Genomic DNA, 14,774 nt, shown 5'->3' on the forward strand with positions numbered 1-14,774 from the left:
AGTGTCAGGCCGTCAACGCGTGCAACGCGTTGCTAGTATCCTAGGGCTATGCCCGTATATGAAGAACCGCCGGCTATGCCGGCGGGTCACTTTTTTTGTGCGGAAATTTTTAGTCCTTAATGCAGCGGACGGAGATGCCTTCATCCTTCATGATAGAACCGCCGCCAAAGCCGAACATGCTCGTCACGGTCCAGATACCGACATTGCGGGGGCCGCCAACAATATCACGATGGTCTTCGTCCGCTGTCCAGAAAAGAGCCTCTTCGCCAAGGCTTTTATAACCGGAGAAGGATTTTCTACCAGCAGGCAGCATCGCGAATCCGAAGTCATCGGTTGCCGGGTAATACGATTCGTTAGGCCACATTCCCTTGGCACGAACGACCGCGCCTTCATCGTTACTCTGATCTATGGCATAATTCTGTACGAAGTCATAGAAGTCGCTCCATTCGGCCTCCGACGGCATGTGGAATCCTTCGGGACAGTTGCCGCGCTGCACTCCGGTCAAGTTCGCATACTCAGTCTGATAGGACTTATCGATTCCCATTGCAGCTGTCCAGCTATAAAGACGACCATACTTGTCGCAGTTTTCTGCATTGTCGTCGTAGCACCAGCTGTCATCTTTGATGCTGCAGGAAAAGTAGTTCAAGTTCTCCGCCATCCAGACTTGAGTTCCGACGGTTGTAATCTTATAGATTTTTCCGTCGCGACTATCGCAGATGGTACCATTTGCAAGTGTGGCAGGACACTCTGTTTTCACGGCTTCACTGCAGGCCGTAGAATCGCCGTTGTCGGCAGATGTGGAATCGTCGCAGGCTGAAAATGCCACAGCGCACGACATGATTGCGATTTTGTAGAGTCTTTTCATATTTTCCTCACAGAGTGTGTTCAAGGGAATAATAGAAAAAGATGCCCCACATGGGAGCATCTTTTGAAAATCTAGTAGAGATCCTTCGTTACTTCAATTCAACCATTTCAGACTTGCCGTCGATGGTTACTTTGTACTTGCCGGGGTAGCCGCGGAACTTCACGACACCGTTTTCGTCGGCCTTGAACGTTCCGTTGGTGGTCCATACCTTGTGCCACAAGTCGTAAATGAGCTTGGCGGCGGGCTTTTCGCGACCGTCGGCAGCGATGATGCCGCCGTTTTTAACCCAGTGGCGGTTATCCCAGAAGCCCCACAGCACAATGCCTTCCACAGCCGGGTGGCTGAAGGCGATGCGCAGGAACATCTCGTAGCGGCGGGCCTGTTCGTCTTCGCCAAAGTACATGCCCTTCTGCCAGTCGCCAAAGTCAAGTTCGGTCACCTTGATGGGGAGGCCCAAAGAGCCGAGCCTGTCGAGGCGCGCCTTGATGAAGGCCGGGTTCAGCTGACGGTCGCCAAAATGGCATTGCACGCCGATTCCGTGTACAGGCACCTTGCGGTCAAGCATTCCTTTGACGATGTCGTAGAGGCGGTCGGTTTCGCCGGCGACAACGACGTTGTATTCGTTGATGAAGAGTCGCGCGTCGGGGTCTGCCTTATGGGCCCAAATGTGGGCGCTATCCAGCAAATCCCAGCCGCACTTGTTGAACACGAAGGGTTCGTGGAAGACTTCGTTCCATACGTCGTATTCCTTGATGCGGCCCTTGTATTCTGTCATGTCGCGGGTAATGCGTGCCTTGAGCTTTTCGCCGATATCCTTGCAACTGCCCTTGAAACTGAAATGCTTGTCGTAGCCGTAACCCTGGATACCCCACATGAGGGCGTGTGCGCGGAATCCCCAGTTGTAGTCCTTCACGTAGTCGAGGTACTGCTTGAATTCGTCGCGGCGGATTTTGCCCTTCTTGGGTTCGTATTCCGGCCACTTGAACTGGTTTTCGGGAACGCCGTACCAGAAGTACTTATTGGCGGTCTTGCGGTACCAGGTTTCGACGCTGTCCTTGCTGGGGTAAAGGGCGAGTGCTGTGCCGAAGGGGAATGCGTGGCGCATGAGTTCTACCTTCACCTGGGCGCCGGGAGCCGCCTTCACGGTCAATTCCTTTTTGCGCAGGCTGTCGATGCGTGCGGCGGAATTGTTGTACCAGCTCATGTCATCCATGCCTTCGACTTTTTCGACGGCAACATCGTCCATCTGGAGCCAACCCTTGGCAAGTCCCACATGGAAGGTGATGTTATTGACGCCGTAGCCCTTTTGGTCGGCAAGGAAGATCATGGAATATTCCTTCCAGTCCTTGGTCAGCATGAACGAGGCGCTTTCTTTTTGGCGCCAGTCCGGAGCGCCACCTTGAACAATTGCGTTGATGGGTACGTTACCCTTGGCCTTAAAAGTGAGCTTGTAGTAGGCGGAGTCGGCGAGCCACTTAGGCGGCTGCAACTGGAGTCCCCATGAGGGGTTCGGAAGTTCGGTCACCGTGAGCTTTACGCCTTCGCTGCCGTTTACGCCCAGGCCTTCGACACCAATCTTGCTTTCGTACTTGGCGGGGCCATCGGGGTTGTTCCAAACATACCAACCGCCGTCACCATAAGACAAGTCGCCGTTGGTGAGGAGCGGTGCTGCCAGGGTGGCAGAAGCGCCGAGGGCGCACACGGACAAGAATTTTTTGAGCATATTCATCCCTTTTTTTAACATCCAAAATAGAAAATATCCTCTTTTTTCAGGGGGTGTTAGCGGAAAAGCGGTGATTTCGTATACGGCTGTATCAAGTGTTTTTGACGCTCAAAAGCCTTATTTGTCATTGTGCGCCCAGTAAGGGCGATGCCCCTAATAAGGGATTATTGCGTATTTTTCTACCTTTTCTTCTATGAGGAAGATCGTAACAAAAGTTCTGTTCACTTTGGCGATGGCCGCATCTTTTTACGGCTGTGGCGATGATGATTCCAGCAGCGGCAGGATTGTTGCGATTATAGAAGAGCCTAAGATTGACCGCTGCTATGATACTTATGGCGTAGATGCTGATTCCGGATGGTCTGAAAGTATTTCTGCCGGCAGCTATCTTGAAAAAACGGTATGCGACGAATTGTCAGAACGCATGAGCTATATGCTCTCCTTTTACGCAAGGTGCGTGTCGGCAGATTTCAATCAATCAAAAAAACGCTTTGATATAGAGGTCCTCACCGAACGAGGCTATAGTCATCTTTGGGCAGATGTCGATGGCTGTAAGTACAAATTGGGTGTAGAAGACAATTACCAGTTTAATGGATTTGTTGCCAATGCTCCCGAAAAAACTTTTGACGAATGCTATTGTAAAACGGAAGACAGTGTTGCGTATTATCGCAATGTGGATTTAAACGCCCCCGAAGAAAGTTCGAGTTCCTCGGTACAGTCCAGTTCTTCGTCGCAGTCTGCACAATCGTCCAGTTCGTCTAACGGAAATGCCGTTGATGCAAAAAGTTCCTCTTCTAGTGAAACGAAATCAAGCAGCAGTGAAATGGCCCTTGTAACCGATGAATTCGTGGAAATCGGAAACCAGGAATGGATGACCAGGAATCTGGATATTGCTGTAGAAGGAAGTCGTTGCTATGACGATGATCCTGCCAATTGCGAAAAGTATGGCCGAATCTATACTTGGGCGCAGGCTATGGCAATCGACACTAAGTACGATCGCGAAGAACTCGGGTTCCTGATTACGCCGTATCGTGGAATTTGCCCCGAAGGTTCACACTTGCCGACGGATGATGAATGGACGGAACTTAACGAATATATCGAAGAACATCCTGAATACAAGGCGTATTTTACGAACCAGATTGGCGGTGCGTATGACTGGAAGGCTTTCTATCGGGACGAAGATGTAGAAACGGTTTTCTGGACCGCTACGGAGTACGATGTGACGGGAACGGCTTTCGGGTTTGAATTCGCATGGATTTGGGCGTATCGCAAGGACGGCTCTATCGCAAGGAGTAACCCGCACAAGTATATGGGCGCATATGTTCGTTGCGTCAAGGGCGATGGACTTGTGTTGGTTATGTCTTCTTCCAGCGATGCATCTTCATCTAGTGTCGAATCTTCTTCTAGCGAAGACGTTGTAGACGATTCGTGGAAGGACTACGAATATCCCGACTTGGGACGCATAGAGATTGGTGACCAGGTATGGACCACCAAGAATTTGGAAGTTCCTATGAAGAATAGCCGCTGCTACGCAGATGAAGAAGAGAACTGCGAAAAATATGGCAGACTGTATACTTGGGCGACGGCGATGGCGGTGAGTACGAAGTATGACCGCGAACAGTTGGGCGAAATTGAGTTGCCGTATCGTGGAATTTGCCCGGAAGGAACGCATATTCCGAGTCAAGATGAATGGCTTACCCTTTATAATTATGCTTTGAGGAACCCCGATGCAATCGCTAACTTTACAAATCAGCTTGGGGGTGAATACGAATATTACGGCAAGTATATCAAGATTGGAGAACAAGCGCTTTTCTGGAGTACGACGGAATACGATGTGACCGGTACGTCGCACAAATTTGAATATGCGTACCTTTGGGCCTACCGTAAGGATTCGTCCATAGGTATGGATAATGCACACAAATATACCGCAGCCTATATTCGCTGCATTTACAACAACTAGCTTGAGGTTTTTATGAGCGTTACGATGCAAGAAGTAATGAAACAGTCCGGCGTGGCATTCGGTACTAGCGGTGCCCGCGGCCTGGTGACGGCGATGACGGATCGCGTGTGCTATGTGTATGCGCGCTCGTTCATCAAGTACTGCGAGGCTAGCTACAAGTGCGATCACACGATTGCGATTGCAGGTGACTTGCGTCCGAGTACCGAACGCATCTTGAAGGCCTTGGTGAAGGCTGGCGAAGATTCTTCTTGGAAGGTGATTTACTGTGGCCGTATTCCGAGCCCGGCAATCGCATTGTACGGTATCGATAAGGCTCTCCCGACCATCATGGTGACGGGTAGCCACATTCCGGCCGACCGTAACGGTATCAAGTTCAACCACCCGCAGGGCGAAATCACCAAGAAAGACGAACAGGGAATTGTTTCGCAGTCGGTGGATTTCGACGAAGCGATTTTTGATGCGAAGGGTATGCTCAAGAACGCCCCCGCGCTCCCGGCTGTCGAAGCGGAAGCCGAAGAAAATTACGTGAAGCGTTATCCGGCTTTCTTTGGCACCAAGGCTCTTTCGGGCTTGACCATTGGCGTGTACCAGCATTCCGCCGTGGGCCGCGATATTGTGGTGAAGGTGCTCGAAAGCTTGGGCGCAACAGTCAAGCCTTTCGCCCGCAGCGAAACCTTTATTCCGGTGGATACCGAAGCAATCCGTAAGGAAGACGAAGACTTGGCCCGCGAATTTGCGCACAAGGATTTCGTAGATGCAATCTTCAGTACCGATGGCGATAGCGACCGCCCGCTTTTGGCAGACGATGTAGGCATGTGGCTGCGTGGCGACGTGCTGGGCATCTTGGCTGCCCAGGCGCTTGGTATCAAGCGCATTGCAACTCCGGTGAGTTGCAACACGTCGCTTGAAAAATCCGGCAGCTTCGAAAAGATTTGCCGCACGCGCATCGGAAGCCCTTATGTGATTGCCGGCATGGAAAGCCTCGTTGATGCAAATGACAAGAGCGTCTCTGTCGCAGGCTACGAAGCAAACGGTGGATTCTTGCTGCAAACAAACCTCACGCGTTCTTTCGAAGACGGCGCGACCCGCACGCTTCCGGCTTTGCCGACCCGCGATGCATTGCTCCCGATGATTGCCGTGATGGTCATGGTCCGCGAACAGAAAATGTGCGTGGTCGACTTGCTCAAGAAACTTCCGAAACGCTTTACGCTCAGCGACCGCCTCAAGGAATTCCCGACCGAAGTGTCGAAGGCAAAGCTCGCCGAAATCCGCGAAAAGAAACTCGGTGCCAAATTGTTCGGCTCGCTTACCGCAAAGCCTTCCAAGTTCAAGCCTAAAGATGGCCCGGCTCCCAAGCCGTTCCACGGCGAAGTCGTTTCGATTGATGAAACTGACGGTTACCGCATGGAATTTGATTCCGGCGATATCGTGCACTTGCGTCCGAGCGGTAACGCTCCGGAATTCCGCTGCTATGTGGAAACCGAAGCCAAGGACCGCTCCGCCGAGCTACTCGCTGGCTGCATGAAGATCATGGAATCCTGGCGTAAATAGACGAAAGAACGCTGCTGCGCAGCTACAGACGAAAGACGAGAGGTTGTATCGCCGTTAGTGCGCGAGATGCAACTTTCTTAAGATTTTGCCAAGGAGTTCGTTGAGAATATCCTTGGCATCTTTGCTTCCGAGGTAACGCTGGATAATCAGCGTGAGCGTGAACAGCAAAATACCGGCGGCGCAGGCGTATACAACGAGCACGACGAAGTTTGCTTCGCGCACGAATGCGCCCGAGACGCGGTCGAGTCCGACTGCGGCTGCAATCATGATACCGAAGGCCACGAGGGCGCGCACCATGTTCAATAGGGCGTCCTTCATGCCGTCGGTGCCGTTCTTTTTAGCCCACATCAAGATCATCGAAAGCACCTGGAGCAATGCACCGGTGGCGCCGATAATCGGCACGCTCTTGATGCCGAGTCCCACTTCGGGGGCGCCTAGCAGAATGTAGGCGGGAATGGTTGCTGCAAAGATTCCGGTATTCAAAAGCGTCGGCACCCACATGCGTTCGCAGGCGTAGAAGCTACGCACAAGCACTGCCTGCAAGCAAAGGCCGAGGCTCACCGGCAAATACCAGCGCAGAATTTCAGAAATCGCTTCGGTGGTTTCACGCTGGAAGGCGCCGCGTTCAAACAAGATTCGCACCGCCGGAAAACTCAAAGCCCATACGGCAACTACGGCCGGAATCAAGATGCAGAACATGCGCGAAAGGCTCTTCCAAATCTTGCGATTCAGCTGACCGAAATCGCCTTCTTTAACGAGGCGAGCCATGTCAGGGTAGCTCGTCACACTCACCGAGAATCCAAAGACTGCTACCAGCGTGTACATCACGCGGTAAGCGTAGTTCAAACTCGAAATGCCGCTGGTGCCGAAGTTTGCGCCAAAGCTTCTGATAATAAATTCAAGGCCGAACATAGAACCCACACCAAGCGACATCGGGAGCATCATCTTGAAGTAGCGAACGATATCGGGGTGGGTCGGCTGCACCAAGAGTTCATAATGCACCCCGCCACGCCGGGCGCCAAAAATCTGCAAGGCAAAGAAGCCGATGAAGGCGCCTACCGGCACGCCCCAGGCGAATCCTTCAAGGCCGTATTCCGTGCCGGTGAACTTTTCGAGCGCAAGTCCCAAAGCGCCGCCGCCCACAATCGCCACGTTGTAAATCAGGCCCGTCAGCGACGGAATCAAGAACTGCTTGCGGGTATGCTGCACGGCAACCAAAATGCTTCCGACAAAAATGAAAACCTGTCCCGGCAAAATAATGCGGCCATAGTAAGCGGCGCGCTCGATTAGTTCCGGCGTGGCTCCCTCGACCGTCAGGAGCTGCAAAAGTTCCTTCATCCAAATAAACGCGGGTACCACTAAAATCAAGAGAGCAATTCCGAAAGTATTCAGGACATTGCTAAAGAACTTCCAACCGCCACGTTCGTCACCAGCCACCTTGTAACCCGTAAAAATCGGGATAAAGATAATCGAGAGGAACCCGGTACTCACCACGTGATTCAAGATGTCCGGAATCATGAACGCAAGGTCAAGCGCATTCTTTTCGAGCGATACGCCCGCGGCATGTGCCAACAGCATTTCGCGGAAAATTCCGAGCACGCGGCTCAAAAGCATCGATACGGCAACGATAATAGCGGCTTTGTTCATAGGTTAGTACGAAGTAGACAGTAGGAAGTTGGAAGTGACCTGTGGAATGGAATTTCTCGTTCCTCATCGCTAAAAGGTAGTAATAAGCAAAGGGGGCGCTTTCTCTTTCGTCTATTTTATTTATCTATATTTAGGGACATGAAGAAGATTATTACGGCCCTTTTCTCTCTGGCAGCAATCTCGTTTGCCGCAAACGTTCAAGTCCTCGCCCCTCAGGGTGCTGAATTTTCGCCCGATGCCCCGAGCATGGTCCAGTCCATTGTCCGCGCCTCCGTGAGCGGAACCGGTAACACCCCGGTGGACAACTCCGCAGATATCCAGCTGCGTACCAACGTCATGACCATGGGATCTTCTTTCGTGGTTGTCTGCGAACAGGTTAAAGATGGCTCTATCGTCGGTAGCGGCAAGCAGAAGGCCGGCTCCATCGATGACTTGGACGTGGCCATTGAAGGTGCTGTCAAGAGTGCACTTGCAAACGTTGCAGACGACAATGCCGCTCCTGCTGATGACAACTACGCCTCTACGGCACCCCGCTCGGAACCCGAAGTGGTTGTGCTTGTGCCTGCCGACCGTAACGATGGCGATCCGAACGACAATTTTGCCCATAAGCGTCCGACCCGTAATTACGTGAGCTACGGTCTGGGTGCTGCCATTTGGCACAACTACAAGTTCAAGGATCCCGGCTGCGACAAGTCTCATGCTCCTGACGCCTGCCATGAACTTTATGATACCGACAAGTCTTGGGAACAGGCCTTTGTGTTCCATTACGCTCGTATTTTCGAAGTGATTCCGCAGGCTGCCATTACCATCGTGAACAACATGAACATGTCTTTTGGCGATGCATGGCAGTGGCACGAAACCTTCTTGCTGGGCGGCCGTTTCTTCCCCAGTACCGGGACCATCACCCCGTTCCTGGGAGCTGGCTTTGGTCTTGGTCTTCAGGTGGACGACCATTACAGCGATGACTCTGAAGGCTTTGCCCTGGGTCTTGCCGGTGGTGCAGAACTGGGTGTCATTTTCTTCCGCAATTCGGCAACTCAGTTGGAATTGGGCATTGCATGGGATGCTTTGTGGGATGGATTTGACAGCTTTGACCGTCGCTTTGGTGCCGGCAGCTTCTATATCGCTATCAACTATTAATTGCTAGTCGATCGCTAAATATTTTTGGCCATTAGAGATTCTCTAATGGCCTTTTTTTGTGAAAGGGATTGACGAACTAGCCGTAAATAAAGCCCAGCATCACCGCTGCGACGACTAGCAGGACAATCTGTTTGACAATTTGGATTTCGTTCGAATTCATGTCCATAAAATACAATTATCGGGGGTGCAAAAAAAGCCATGTAAGCAATGTGTAATGTTACACTTGTAAACAGTGTGACGTAGATTACAGGACAATTTCCCTAGAAAAGGTTTTTGGGGGTGCTTTTGTGGGTAAAATTAGAGTATATTTCTGATTGAGAGGGAGCGATGAAGATAAGAAGGACTTTAATTGCTCAAGTGTTAAGTATCATGCTGTGGCTGTCGGTCACGGTATGTTTTGCGCAGAACCCGAACCTTCATATCTATTTGGCCTTTGGTCAGTCTAACATGTCCGGAGTCGCTTCTATTACAAAAGACGACTTCATTCACAATCCCCGTTTTCTGGTTTTGCGGTCTGTAGATATGGGTTCTCAAAAGATGGGCAAGTTCTATATGGCGGCGCCTCCCTTGGGAAATTCCGGAGCCGGAATCGGGCCCCTCGATTTCTTTGGTCGTGCGATGGTTGATTCCTTGCCGGACAGTATTAGGGTGGCCGTAGTAAACGTTTCTATTGGTGGGCAAAGCATAGACTTGTTCGACAAGGACCGCTATCAGGAATACCTCAAGAGAACGCTTAAGGAAGGGGATTCCTGGTGGGAACCGTACTTGAAGGAATATGGCGGAAACCTGTATCAGCGAATCGTGGATTTGGGAAAAATCGCAAAGCGCAAAGGTGTCATCAAGGGAATCCTATTCCACCAGGGCGAAGCCGACGCCTATCGGGAAGACTGGTCGGCCCGAGTCAAGAAGGTGTACCACGATCTCATGACAGATTTGAACCTCGATTCTACGAAGGTCCCCTTTCTTATGGGCGAATTCGTGACATCGGATGTTGGCGGCCAAATGGGTTGGCGAAACCCTGTGGTGACCAAAGCTGCAGCGAAGATCCCGAATGCACATGTGATTTCGGCTAGAGGCTGCCCCGGTTTGAACGAAGATGGTATCTATCTGCACTTTACGCGCGAAGGCTACGAGATGCTGGGAAAACGCTATGCAGACACGATGCTTAAATTGCTGGACAAGAGCAATGAACCCCGCAAAGGATTGTCCTTCAACGAGTACATTTCCATGCAACAGACCGGCAGGCATTTTTCCATTCTGGGGGCGCCTGCTAATGCGCGAATCAAGCTGTTCGACTTGCAAGGGAACATGCTCGGCGTATTAAACAAAAAGGGCGGGGAACTCCCGCCCGCCGTATGCGGTCGCACCATAGCCGTGGTGGAATCCAACCGACGTATATTAGCTCGCTTCGTTTTTAATGCGGATTAAAAAATCCCCCGGCTATCGCCGAGGGAAATTTTTGCAGAAGTATCGCGCTCATACCTCAGAGCGGAGCGACCTCATACCTATTAGTAACGGTAGTGGTCAGCTTTGTACGGGCCTTCAACGGGCACGCCGATGTAGTCGGCCTGGGCCTTGGTGAGGGTCGTCAGGTGGACGCCGAGCTTTTCGAGGTGGAGGCGTGCAACCTTTTCGTCGAGGATCTTCGGCAAGGTGTACACGACACCGCTTTCGTACTTGATACCAGCGACAGTCTGCTTGCCCTGAGCGTTGAGCCAGAGGTCAATCTGAGCGATGGTCTGGTTCGTGAAGCTTGCACTCATCACGAAGCTCGGGTGACCAGTAGCGCAGCCGAGGTTCAGCAAGCGGCCTTCAGCGAGGATAAGGATGCTGTGACCGTCGGCGAAAATCCATTCGTCGTACTGCGGCTTGATTTCGTTGCGCTTGATGCCCGGAATCTTCTTGAGGCCGGCCATGTCGATTTCGTTGTCGAAGTGACCGATGTTACCCACGATAGCGCGGTTCTTCATCTTTTCCATCTGGGCGGCGCTGATGATGCCAGTGTTACCAGTGGTGGTTACGAAGATGTCGGCGTAGCTAACGACTTCGTCGAGCGTCTTGACTTCGTAGCCTTCCATGGCAGCCTGCAGAGCGCAAATCGGGTCGATTTCGGTGATGATTACGCGTGCGCCCTGACCACGCAGGGACTGGGCACAGCCCTTACCCACGTCGCCGTAGCCGCAAACGACTGCGATCTTACCAGCCATCATCACGTCGGTGGCGCGGTTGATGCCGTCGATCAAGGAGTGGCGGCAGCCGTAGAGGTTGTCGAACTTGGACTTGGTCACGGAATCGTTCACGTTGATTGCCGGGAACTTCAAGCGGCCAGCCTGGGCCATCTGGTAAAGGCGATGCACGCCGGTAGTCGTTTCTTCGGAAACACCCTTCAAAGCTTCGCGAGCGCGGGTCCACTGCTTCGGATCCTTCTCGAAAATCTTACGGCAGGTGGCGAGGAATACGCCCCATTCTTCGCTGTCGGTGGCCGGGTTGAATTCAGGCACCTTGCCGGCATCTTCGAATTCGGCACCGCAGGTCACGAGCATGGTAGCGTCGCCACCGTCGTCCACGATCAGGTCCGGGGTCTTGCCGTCGGGCCACACGAGGGCGCGGGCGGTGTTTTCCCAGTAGTCTTCCAAGGATTCACCCTTCCAGGCGAACACAGGCACGCCCTGCGGATTTTCCACAGTGCCCTTCTTGCCTACCACCACGGCGGCGGCAGCGTTGTCCTGCGTACTGAAGATGTTGCAGCTCACCCAGCGCACGTCGGCACCGAGGTCCACGAGCGTTTCGATGAGGATAGCGGTCTGCACGGTCATGTGGAGGCTACCCATAATACGGGCGCCAGCGAGCGGCTTCTTGCCTACATATTCCTTGCGGAGAGCCATCAGGCCCGGCATTTCAGTTTCGGCCAAGTCGAGTTCCTTGCGGCCTTCGATCGCAAGGTTAATGTCCTTAATTTTGTATTCCATATTAATATATCCTTTTCAAAAATTCTTATTTATGCATAAATATAGTTATATGCATAAAAAGCGTCAAGTGGGGACAAATAAAAAGACCCAGGAATCCCCGGGTCTTTTAAAATGAACGCTTTTGGAACGTTTTCGGGATTTATGCGATCGTCAGGATATCGCAGAAACCCGTGACTTCAAAGATTTCCTTGATGGCAGAACTTGCGTTCTTTACGACCATGGAGCCCTGCTTGTTCATGACTTTCTGGGCGGCAAGGAAAATACGGAGGCCGGCAGAAGAAATGTATTCCACGTTCTTCAGGTCGATGACGAGGGACTTGACCCCGTCCAGCTTGCCCTGGATTTCGGAGTCCAGTTGCGGGGCGGTCAAGGTGTCAATACGTCCTGTAATAGCGATGGTCAGGGCGTCTCCGTTAAGGGTCTTGTTGATTTGCATAGTTAACCTCTCTCTTTAATTTAATTTTTTATAAAGTCTTGGTGATTGCCAGTTCGTTCTTGTCGCCGTTTCTACGGTAACATACGCTATCCATGGTCTTTTTCACGATAAAGATTCCAAGTCCGCCGATTTCACGTTCTTCGGCAGGGAGCGAAATGTCGGGGTCGGCCTGCTTAATGGGATCGTAGGGCTTCCCGTTGTCAATGAAGGTGAGCCTTGCCGAAAGCGTTGCCTTGCGGATTTCCACAATCAAGGTCACTTCCGTTGCGCCCGAGAACTTCACGATGTTGCTGTAGATTTCGTCAATCGCGATGTTGATCTGCATCTGGGACTTCATGGAGCCTTCCATCGGGGCGAGGATTCCTTCCACAAAGGCCGTCAGGATGTCCTGGTTTTCGGGAATGACATCCACTATTTTTTCATAACGCTCCCAGGCGTCTTGCATTTGCATTTTCTTTGCTCCATCCATTGGTGTCAAGATATCTTCGACAAACGATTTGAGTTCGCCCTTGTTGCTGCCCATAACGTCAATTGTCTTTTCGTAGCGTTCCCATACGGGTTCATCGCTTCCGTTGTATTTGACGGCGAGCATGGTGATGTCGTCAAACTGCGGAACGTCTTGTACAAAGTTGTCGATTTCTTTCTTGACCAAGGAACAGGTGTTGGCAGGGCTCAATTCGCCACCCTTCCTTATGACTTCAATGAGTCTGTCGTTGTTGAACAGCTCGTTGTTGCTGTCGGTAGCTTCGGTGACGCCGTCGGTGTAAAGGAACAGCGTGTCGCCAGCTCCCAGGTCGTAGCTTTGCTGCTTGTAAACCGTATTTTCCATGGCGGCCATAACTATGCTCGACTTGCTCGGGATAAATTCGGTAGAGCCGTCTTTGTGTCTTACCACGGGCGGGTTGTGACCTGCCGAGGCAAAGTCGATATGGCCCGTGCGCAGGTCGATAATGCCTGCCCACACGGTTACGAACATATTCAGGCGGTTGCGCTTGGCAAGAGCGTAGTTGGTCTTGTTGAACGCTTCGCTGATAGACTTCAGGTTCTTGGTCATGGTGCGCAAGATAATGCGGGCAACCATCATGAATAGGGCCGCTGCAACGCCCTTGCCGGACACGTCGCCGATCACTACACACAAATGATCATTGTCAATCTTGAAGAAGTCGTAGAAGTCGCCACCCACTTCCTTGGCGGGCAGCAGGAACGGTGCGAGTTCGTGGCGGTCATCGTCAGAATTTTCGTCGCGTTCTTCGCCGGGCAGCATCGAAAGCTGAATGTTTCGGGCAAGGTCCAGTTCGCGTTCGATACGCTTCATGTCCTTCTGCTTTTCAATGTTGTCTTTGATTTCGGTGAGCATGTTCGAGAACGCCCACGCGAATTCGGCCACTTCGTCATGACCCGTGATTTTCGGAATCGCCACGTCGAAGTTTCCGCGCCCGAGCTTGCGGGCCGCAATGGTCAAGTCCTTGAGCGGCTTTGCCACGCGGAACGAAATCAGCAAGATAATTACGAGTATTACGCCGTATCCGCCGAGAGCCATCATCAAGAACAGCCTGCGCATGGCGCTCTGGTCTTCCAGGTATTTCTGAATGGGCCACACGACCATGAATGTCCAGTTGGTCGAATTGATGGTGGTGTAGTAAATGGCCGATTCTTCGCCGTCGGCAACCGTACCGATAAACAGCCCGCTGTTGTCGCGGCCTTTGCGGTCAAAATTGGTTAAGCTGTTGCCTCGTTTTTCTTTGACAATAATGTCGCGGTTTCTTTTGCCTTGGGCAAGTTCCTTGGGGTACGCCACAGCCAAGTTCTTGGCGGTGGTAATCAGGGCGTACCCTGAGTTCGAAATAGGAATCGATCCGATTTCGTCTTTAAGGAACTCGATAGACATGTCTATTGCAAGTACGCCGACCAGTACGTCTTCGCCATTCTTGTCTTTCTTGAAAAGGGGAATGGTGTACACAGCAATCGGCTCCGGGACAAATTCACCGATGAACGGTTCCTGCCAGCGGGCGGTCTTGCCGTCTCTGGTGCTGGCGTACCATTCCTTGTCTTGGTAATTGGCGCCGGTCACGAGCTTGGTATCGGTGTGATTGAAGCGGGCGAGCCTCATGTATTCACCCTTCGGTGTTTCAGGGCCCATGCCCGGTTCGTAGGCGACTACCACGGCGACCACTTGGGGCACCAGGTTGCGGGCGTTAAAGAGCGACTGCATCAAAAAGTCGTCCATGTCGCTTTTGGTCATGGGGTGATCGGTCAGTTTGTGCGACAAGTCCTCGCCAATGAGCTTGCTTGCGTTAAAGAGCTTGTCGATGTAGTTCACGTTGGCGCGGCTTGTTTCTTCGCCGTTCTCGACGGTCATCTTGTTTAGCATGTTCTGAGTCTTGTAACTCATGATGCCAAAAATCAAGCCGAACACGACTGTAATAGCCGCGAGAATCATCAAGGACTGCTTAAAGGCAAGTCCTCGGAAATTAAATCCCATATAT

10 protein-coding genes are annotated in these 14,774 nt (G+C 52.0%); 4 read left to right on the plus strand and 6 right to left on the minus strand.

All coding sequences use genetic code 11. The annotated features are described in order from the left end of the window. Positions 1-109: 109 nt before the first annotated feature. Both BUA40_RS12245 and BUA40_RS12250 read right to left on the minus strand, forming a co-directional pair. A complete protein-coding gene (locus BUA40_RS12245) occupies positions 110-865 on the minus strand; it encodes an FISUMP domain-containing protein (protein WP_178299638.1) in 756 nt (251 codons plus the stop codon). 88 nt (positions 866-953) lie between these two features. Continuing rightward, positions 954-2,588: an endo-1,4-beta-xylanase gene (locus BUA40_RS12250; RefSeq protein ID WP_178299640.1), complete on the minus strand. Its 1,635-nt coding sequence runs from the start codon at positions 2,586-2,588 to the stop codon at positions 954-956. Positions 2,589-2,781: 193 nt separating this feature from the next. Here BUA40_RS12250 and BUA40_RS12255 point away from each other — a divergent pair, with 193 nt between their 5' ends. Both BUA40_RS12255 and BUA40_RS12260 read left to right on the plus strand, forming a co-directional pair. Beyond that, on the plus strand, positions 2,782-4,545 hold the full coding sequence (locus tag BUA40_RS12255) for an FISUMP domain-containing protein (protein WP_083585398.1): 1,764 nt from the start codon (positions 2,782-2,784) through the stop codon (positions 4,543-4,545). Between the two features lie 12 nt (positions 4,546-4,557). Further along, positions 4,558-6,096 carry a phosphomannomutase gene (locus BUA40_RS12260; protein ID WP_072801147.1) on the plus strand — a complete coding sequence of 513 codons (1,539 nt, stop codon included), beginning with the start codon at positions 4,558-4,560 and terminating at the stop codon, positions 6,094-6,096. Between the two features lie 54 nt (positions 6,097-6,150). On the opposite strand, the gene murJ is transcribed toward BUA40_RS12260, so the two are convergent. Beyond that, the gene (gene murJ, locus BUA40_RS12265; RefSeq protein WP_083585399.1) at positions 6,151-7,743 is read right to left on the minus strand and encodes a murein biosynthesis integral membrane protein MurJ; all 1,593 of its coding nucleotides are present in this window, start codon (positions 7,741-7,743) and stop codon (positions 6,151-6,153) included. A gap of 138 nt (positions 7,744-7,881) precedes the next feature. On the opposite strand from murJ, the gene BUA40_RS12270 reads away from it, so the two are divergent. Together BUA40_RS12270 and BUA40_RS12275 are read left to right on the plus strand one after the other, a co-directional pair. After that, positions 7,882-8,883 carry a hypothetical protein gene (locus BUA40_RS12270; protein WP_072801149.1) on the plus strand — a complete coding sequence of 334 codons (1,002 nt, stop codon included), beginning with the start codon at positions 7,882-7,884 and terminating at the stop codon, positions 8,881-8,883. A gap of 369 nt (positions 8,884-9,252) precedes the next feature. Next, positions 9,253-10,311 carry a sialate O-acetylesterase gene (locus BUA40_RS12275; RefSeq protein ID WP_072801150.1) on the plus strand — a complete coding sequence of 353 codons (1,059 nt, stop codon included), beginning with the start codon at positions 9,253-9,255 and terminating at the stop codon, positions 10,309-10,311. Between the two features lie 80 nt (positions 10,312-10,391). Here the strand turns inward: BUA40_RS12275 and ahcY are convergent, their stop codons facing one another. The 3 genes from ahcY to BUA40_RS12290 all read right to left on the minus strand — a co-directional run bounded on the left by ahcY (position 10,392) and on the right by BUA40_RS12290 (position 14,770). Beyond that, the gene (gene ahcY / locus BUA40_RS12280) at positions 10,392-11,852 is read right to left on the minus strand and encodes an adenosylhomocysteinase (RefSeq protein WP_072801151.1); all 1,461 of its coding nucleotides are present in this window, start codon (positions 11,850-11,852) and stop codon (positions 10,392-10,394) included. A gap of 139 nt (positions 11,853-11,991) precedes the next feature. Continuing rightward, positions 11,992-12,288: an STAS domain-containing protein gene (locus tag BUA40_RS12285; protein WP_072801152.1), complete on the minus strand. Its 297-nt coding sequence runs from the start codon at positions 12,286-12,288 to the stop codon at positions 11,992-11,994. Positions 12,289-12,316: 28 nt separating this feature from the next. Further along, the gene (locus BUA40_RS12290; RefSeq protein ID WP_072801153.1) at positions 12,317-14,770 is read right to left on the minus strand and encodes a SpoIIE family protein phosphatase; all 2,454 of its coding nucleotides are present in this window, start codon (positions 14,768-14,770) and stop codon (positions 12,317-12,319) included. Positions 14,771-14,774: the final 4 nt, after the last annotated feature.

The organism is Fibrobacter sp. UWT2 (assembly GCF_900142545.1).
Taxonomy (GTDB): Bacteria; Fibrobacterota; Fibrobacteria; order Fibrobacterales; family Fibrobacteraceae; genus Fibrobacter.

Excerpts from the sequence above, each read along its gene's own strand:
- BUA40_RS12255 (WP_083585398.1), top strand. The coding sequence starts at position 2,782 with ATGAGGAAGATCGTAACAAAAGTTCTGTTCACTTTGGCGATGGCCGCA.
- BUA40_RS12285 (WP_072801152.1), bottom strand. The coding sequence starts at position 12,288 with ATGCAAATCAACAAGACCCTTAACGGAGACGCCCTGACCATCGCTATT.
- BUA40_RS12250 (WP_178299640.1), bottom strand. The coding sequence starts at position 2,588 with ATGCTCAAAAAATTCTTGTCCGTGTGCGCCCTCGGCGCTTCTGCCACC.
- ahcY (WP_072801151.1), bottom strand. The coding sequence starts at position 11,852 with ATGGAATACAAAATTAAGGACATTAACCTTGCGATCGAAGGCCGCAAG.
- BUA40_RS12260 (WP_072801147.1), top strand. The coding sequence starts at position 4,558 with ATGAGCGTTACGATGCAAGAAGTAATGAAACAGTCCGGCGTGGCATTC.
- BUA40_RS12270 (WP_072801149.1), top strand. The coding sequence starts at position 7,882 with ATGAAGAAGATTATTACGGCCCTTTTCTCTCTGGCAGCAATCTCGTTT.
- murJ (WP_083585399.1), bottom strand. The coding sequence starts at position 7,743 with ATGAACAAAGCCGCTATTATCGTTGCCGTATCGATGCTTTTGAGCCGC.
- BUA40_RS12290 (WP_072801153.1), bottom strand. The coding sequence starts at position 14,770 with ATGGGATTTAATTTCCGAGGACTTGCCTTTAAGCAGTCCTTGATGATT.
- BUA40_RS12245 (WP_178299638.1), bottom strand. The coding sequence starts at position 865 with ATGAAAAGACTCTACAAAATCGCAATCATGTCGTGCGCTGTGGCATTT.
- BUA40_RS12275 (WP_072801150.1), top strand. The coding sequence starts at position 9,253 with ATGCTGTGGCTGTCGGTCACGGTATGTTTTGCGCAGAACCCGAACCTT.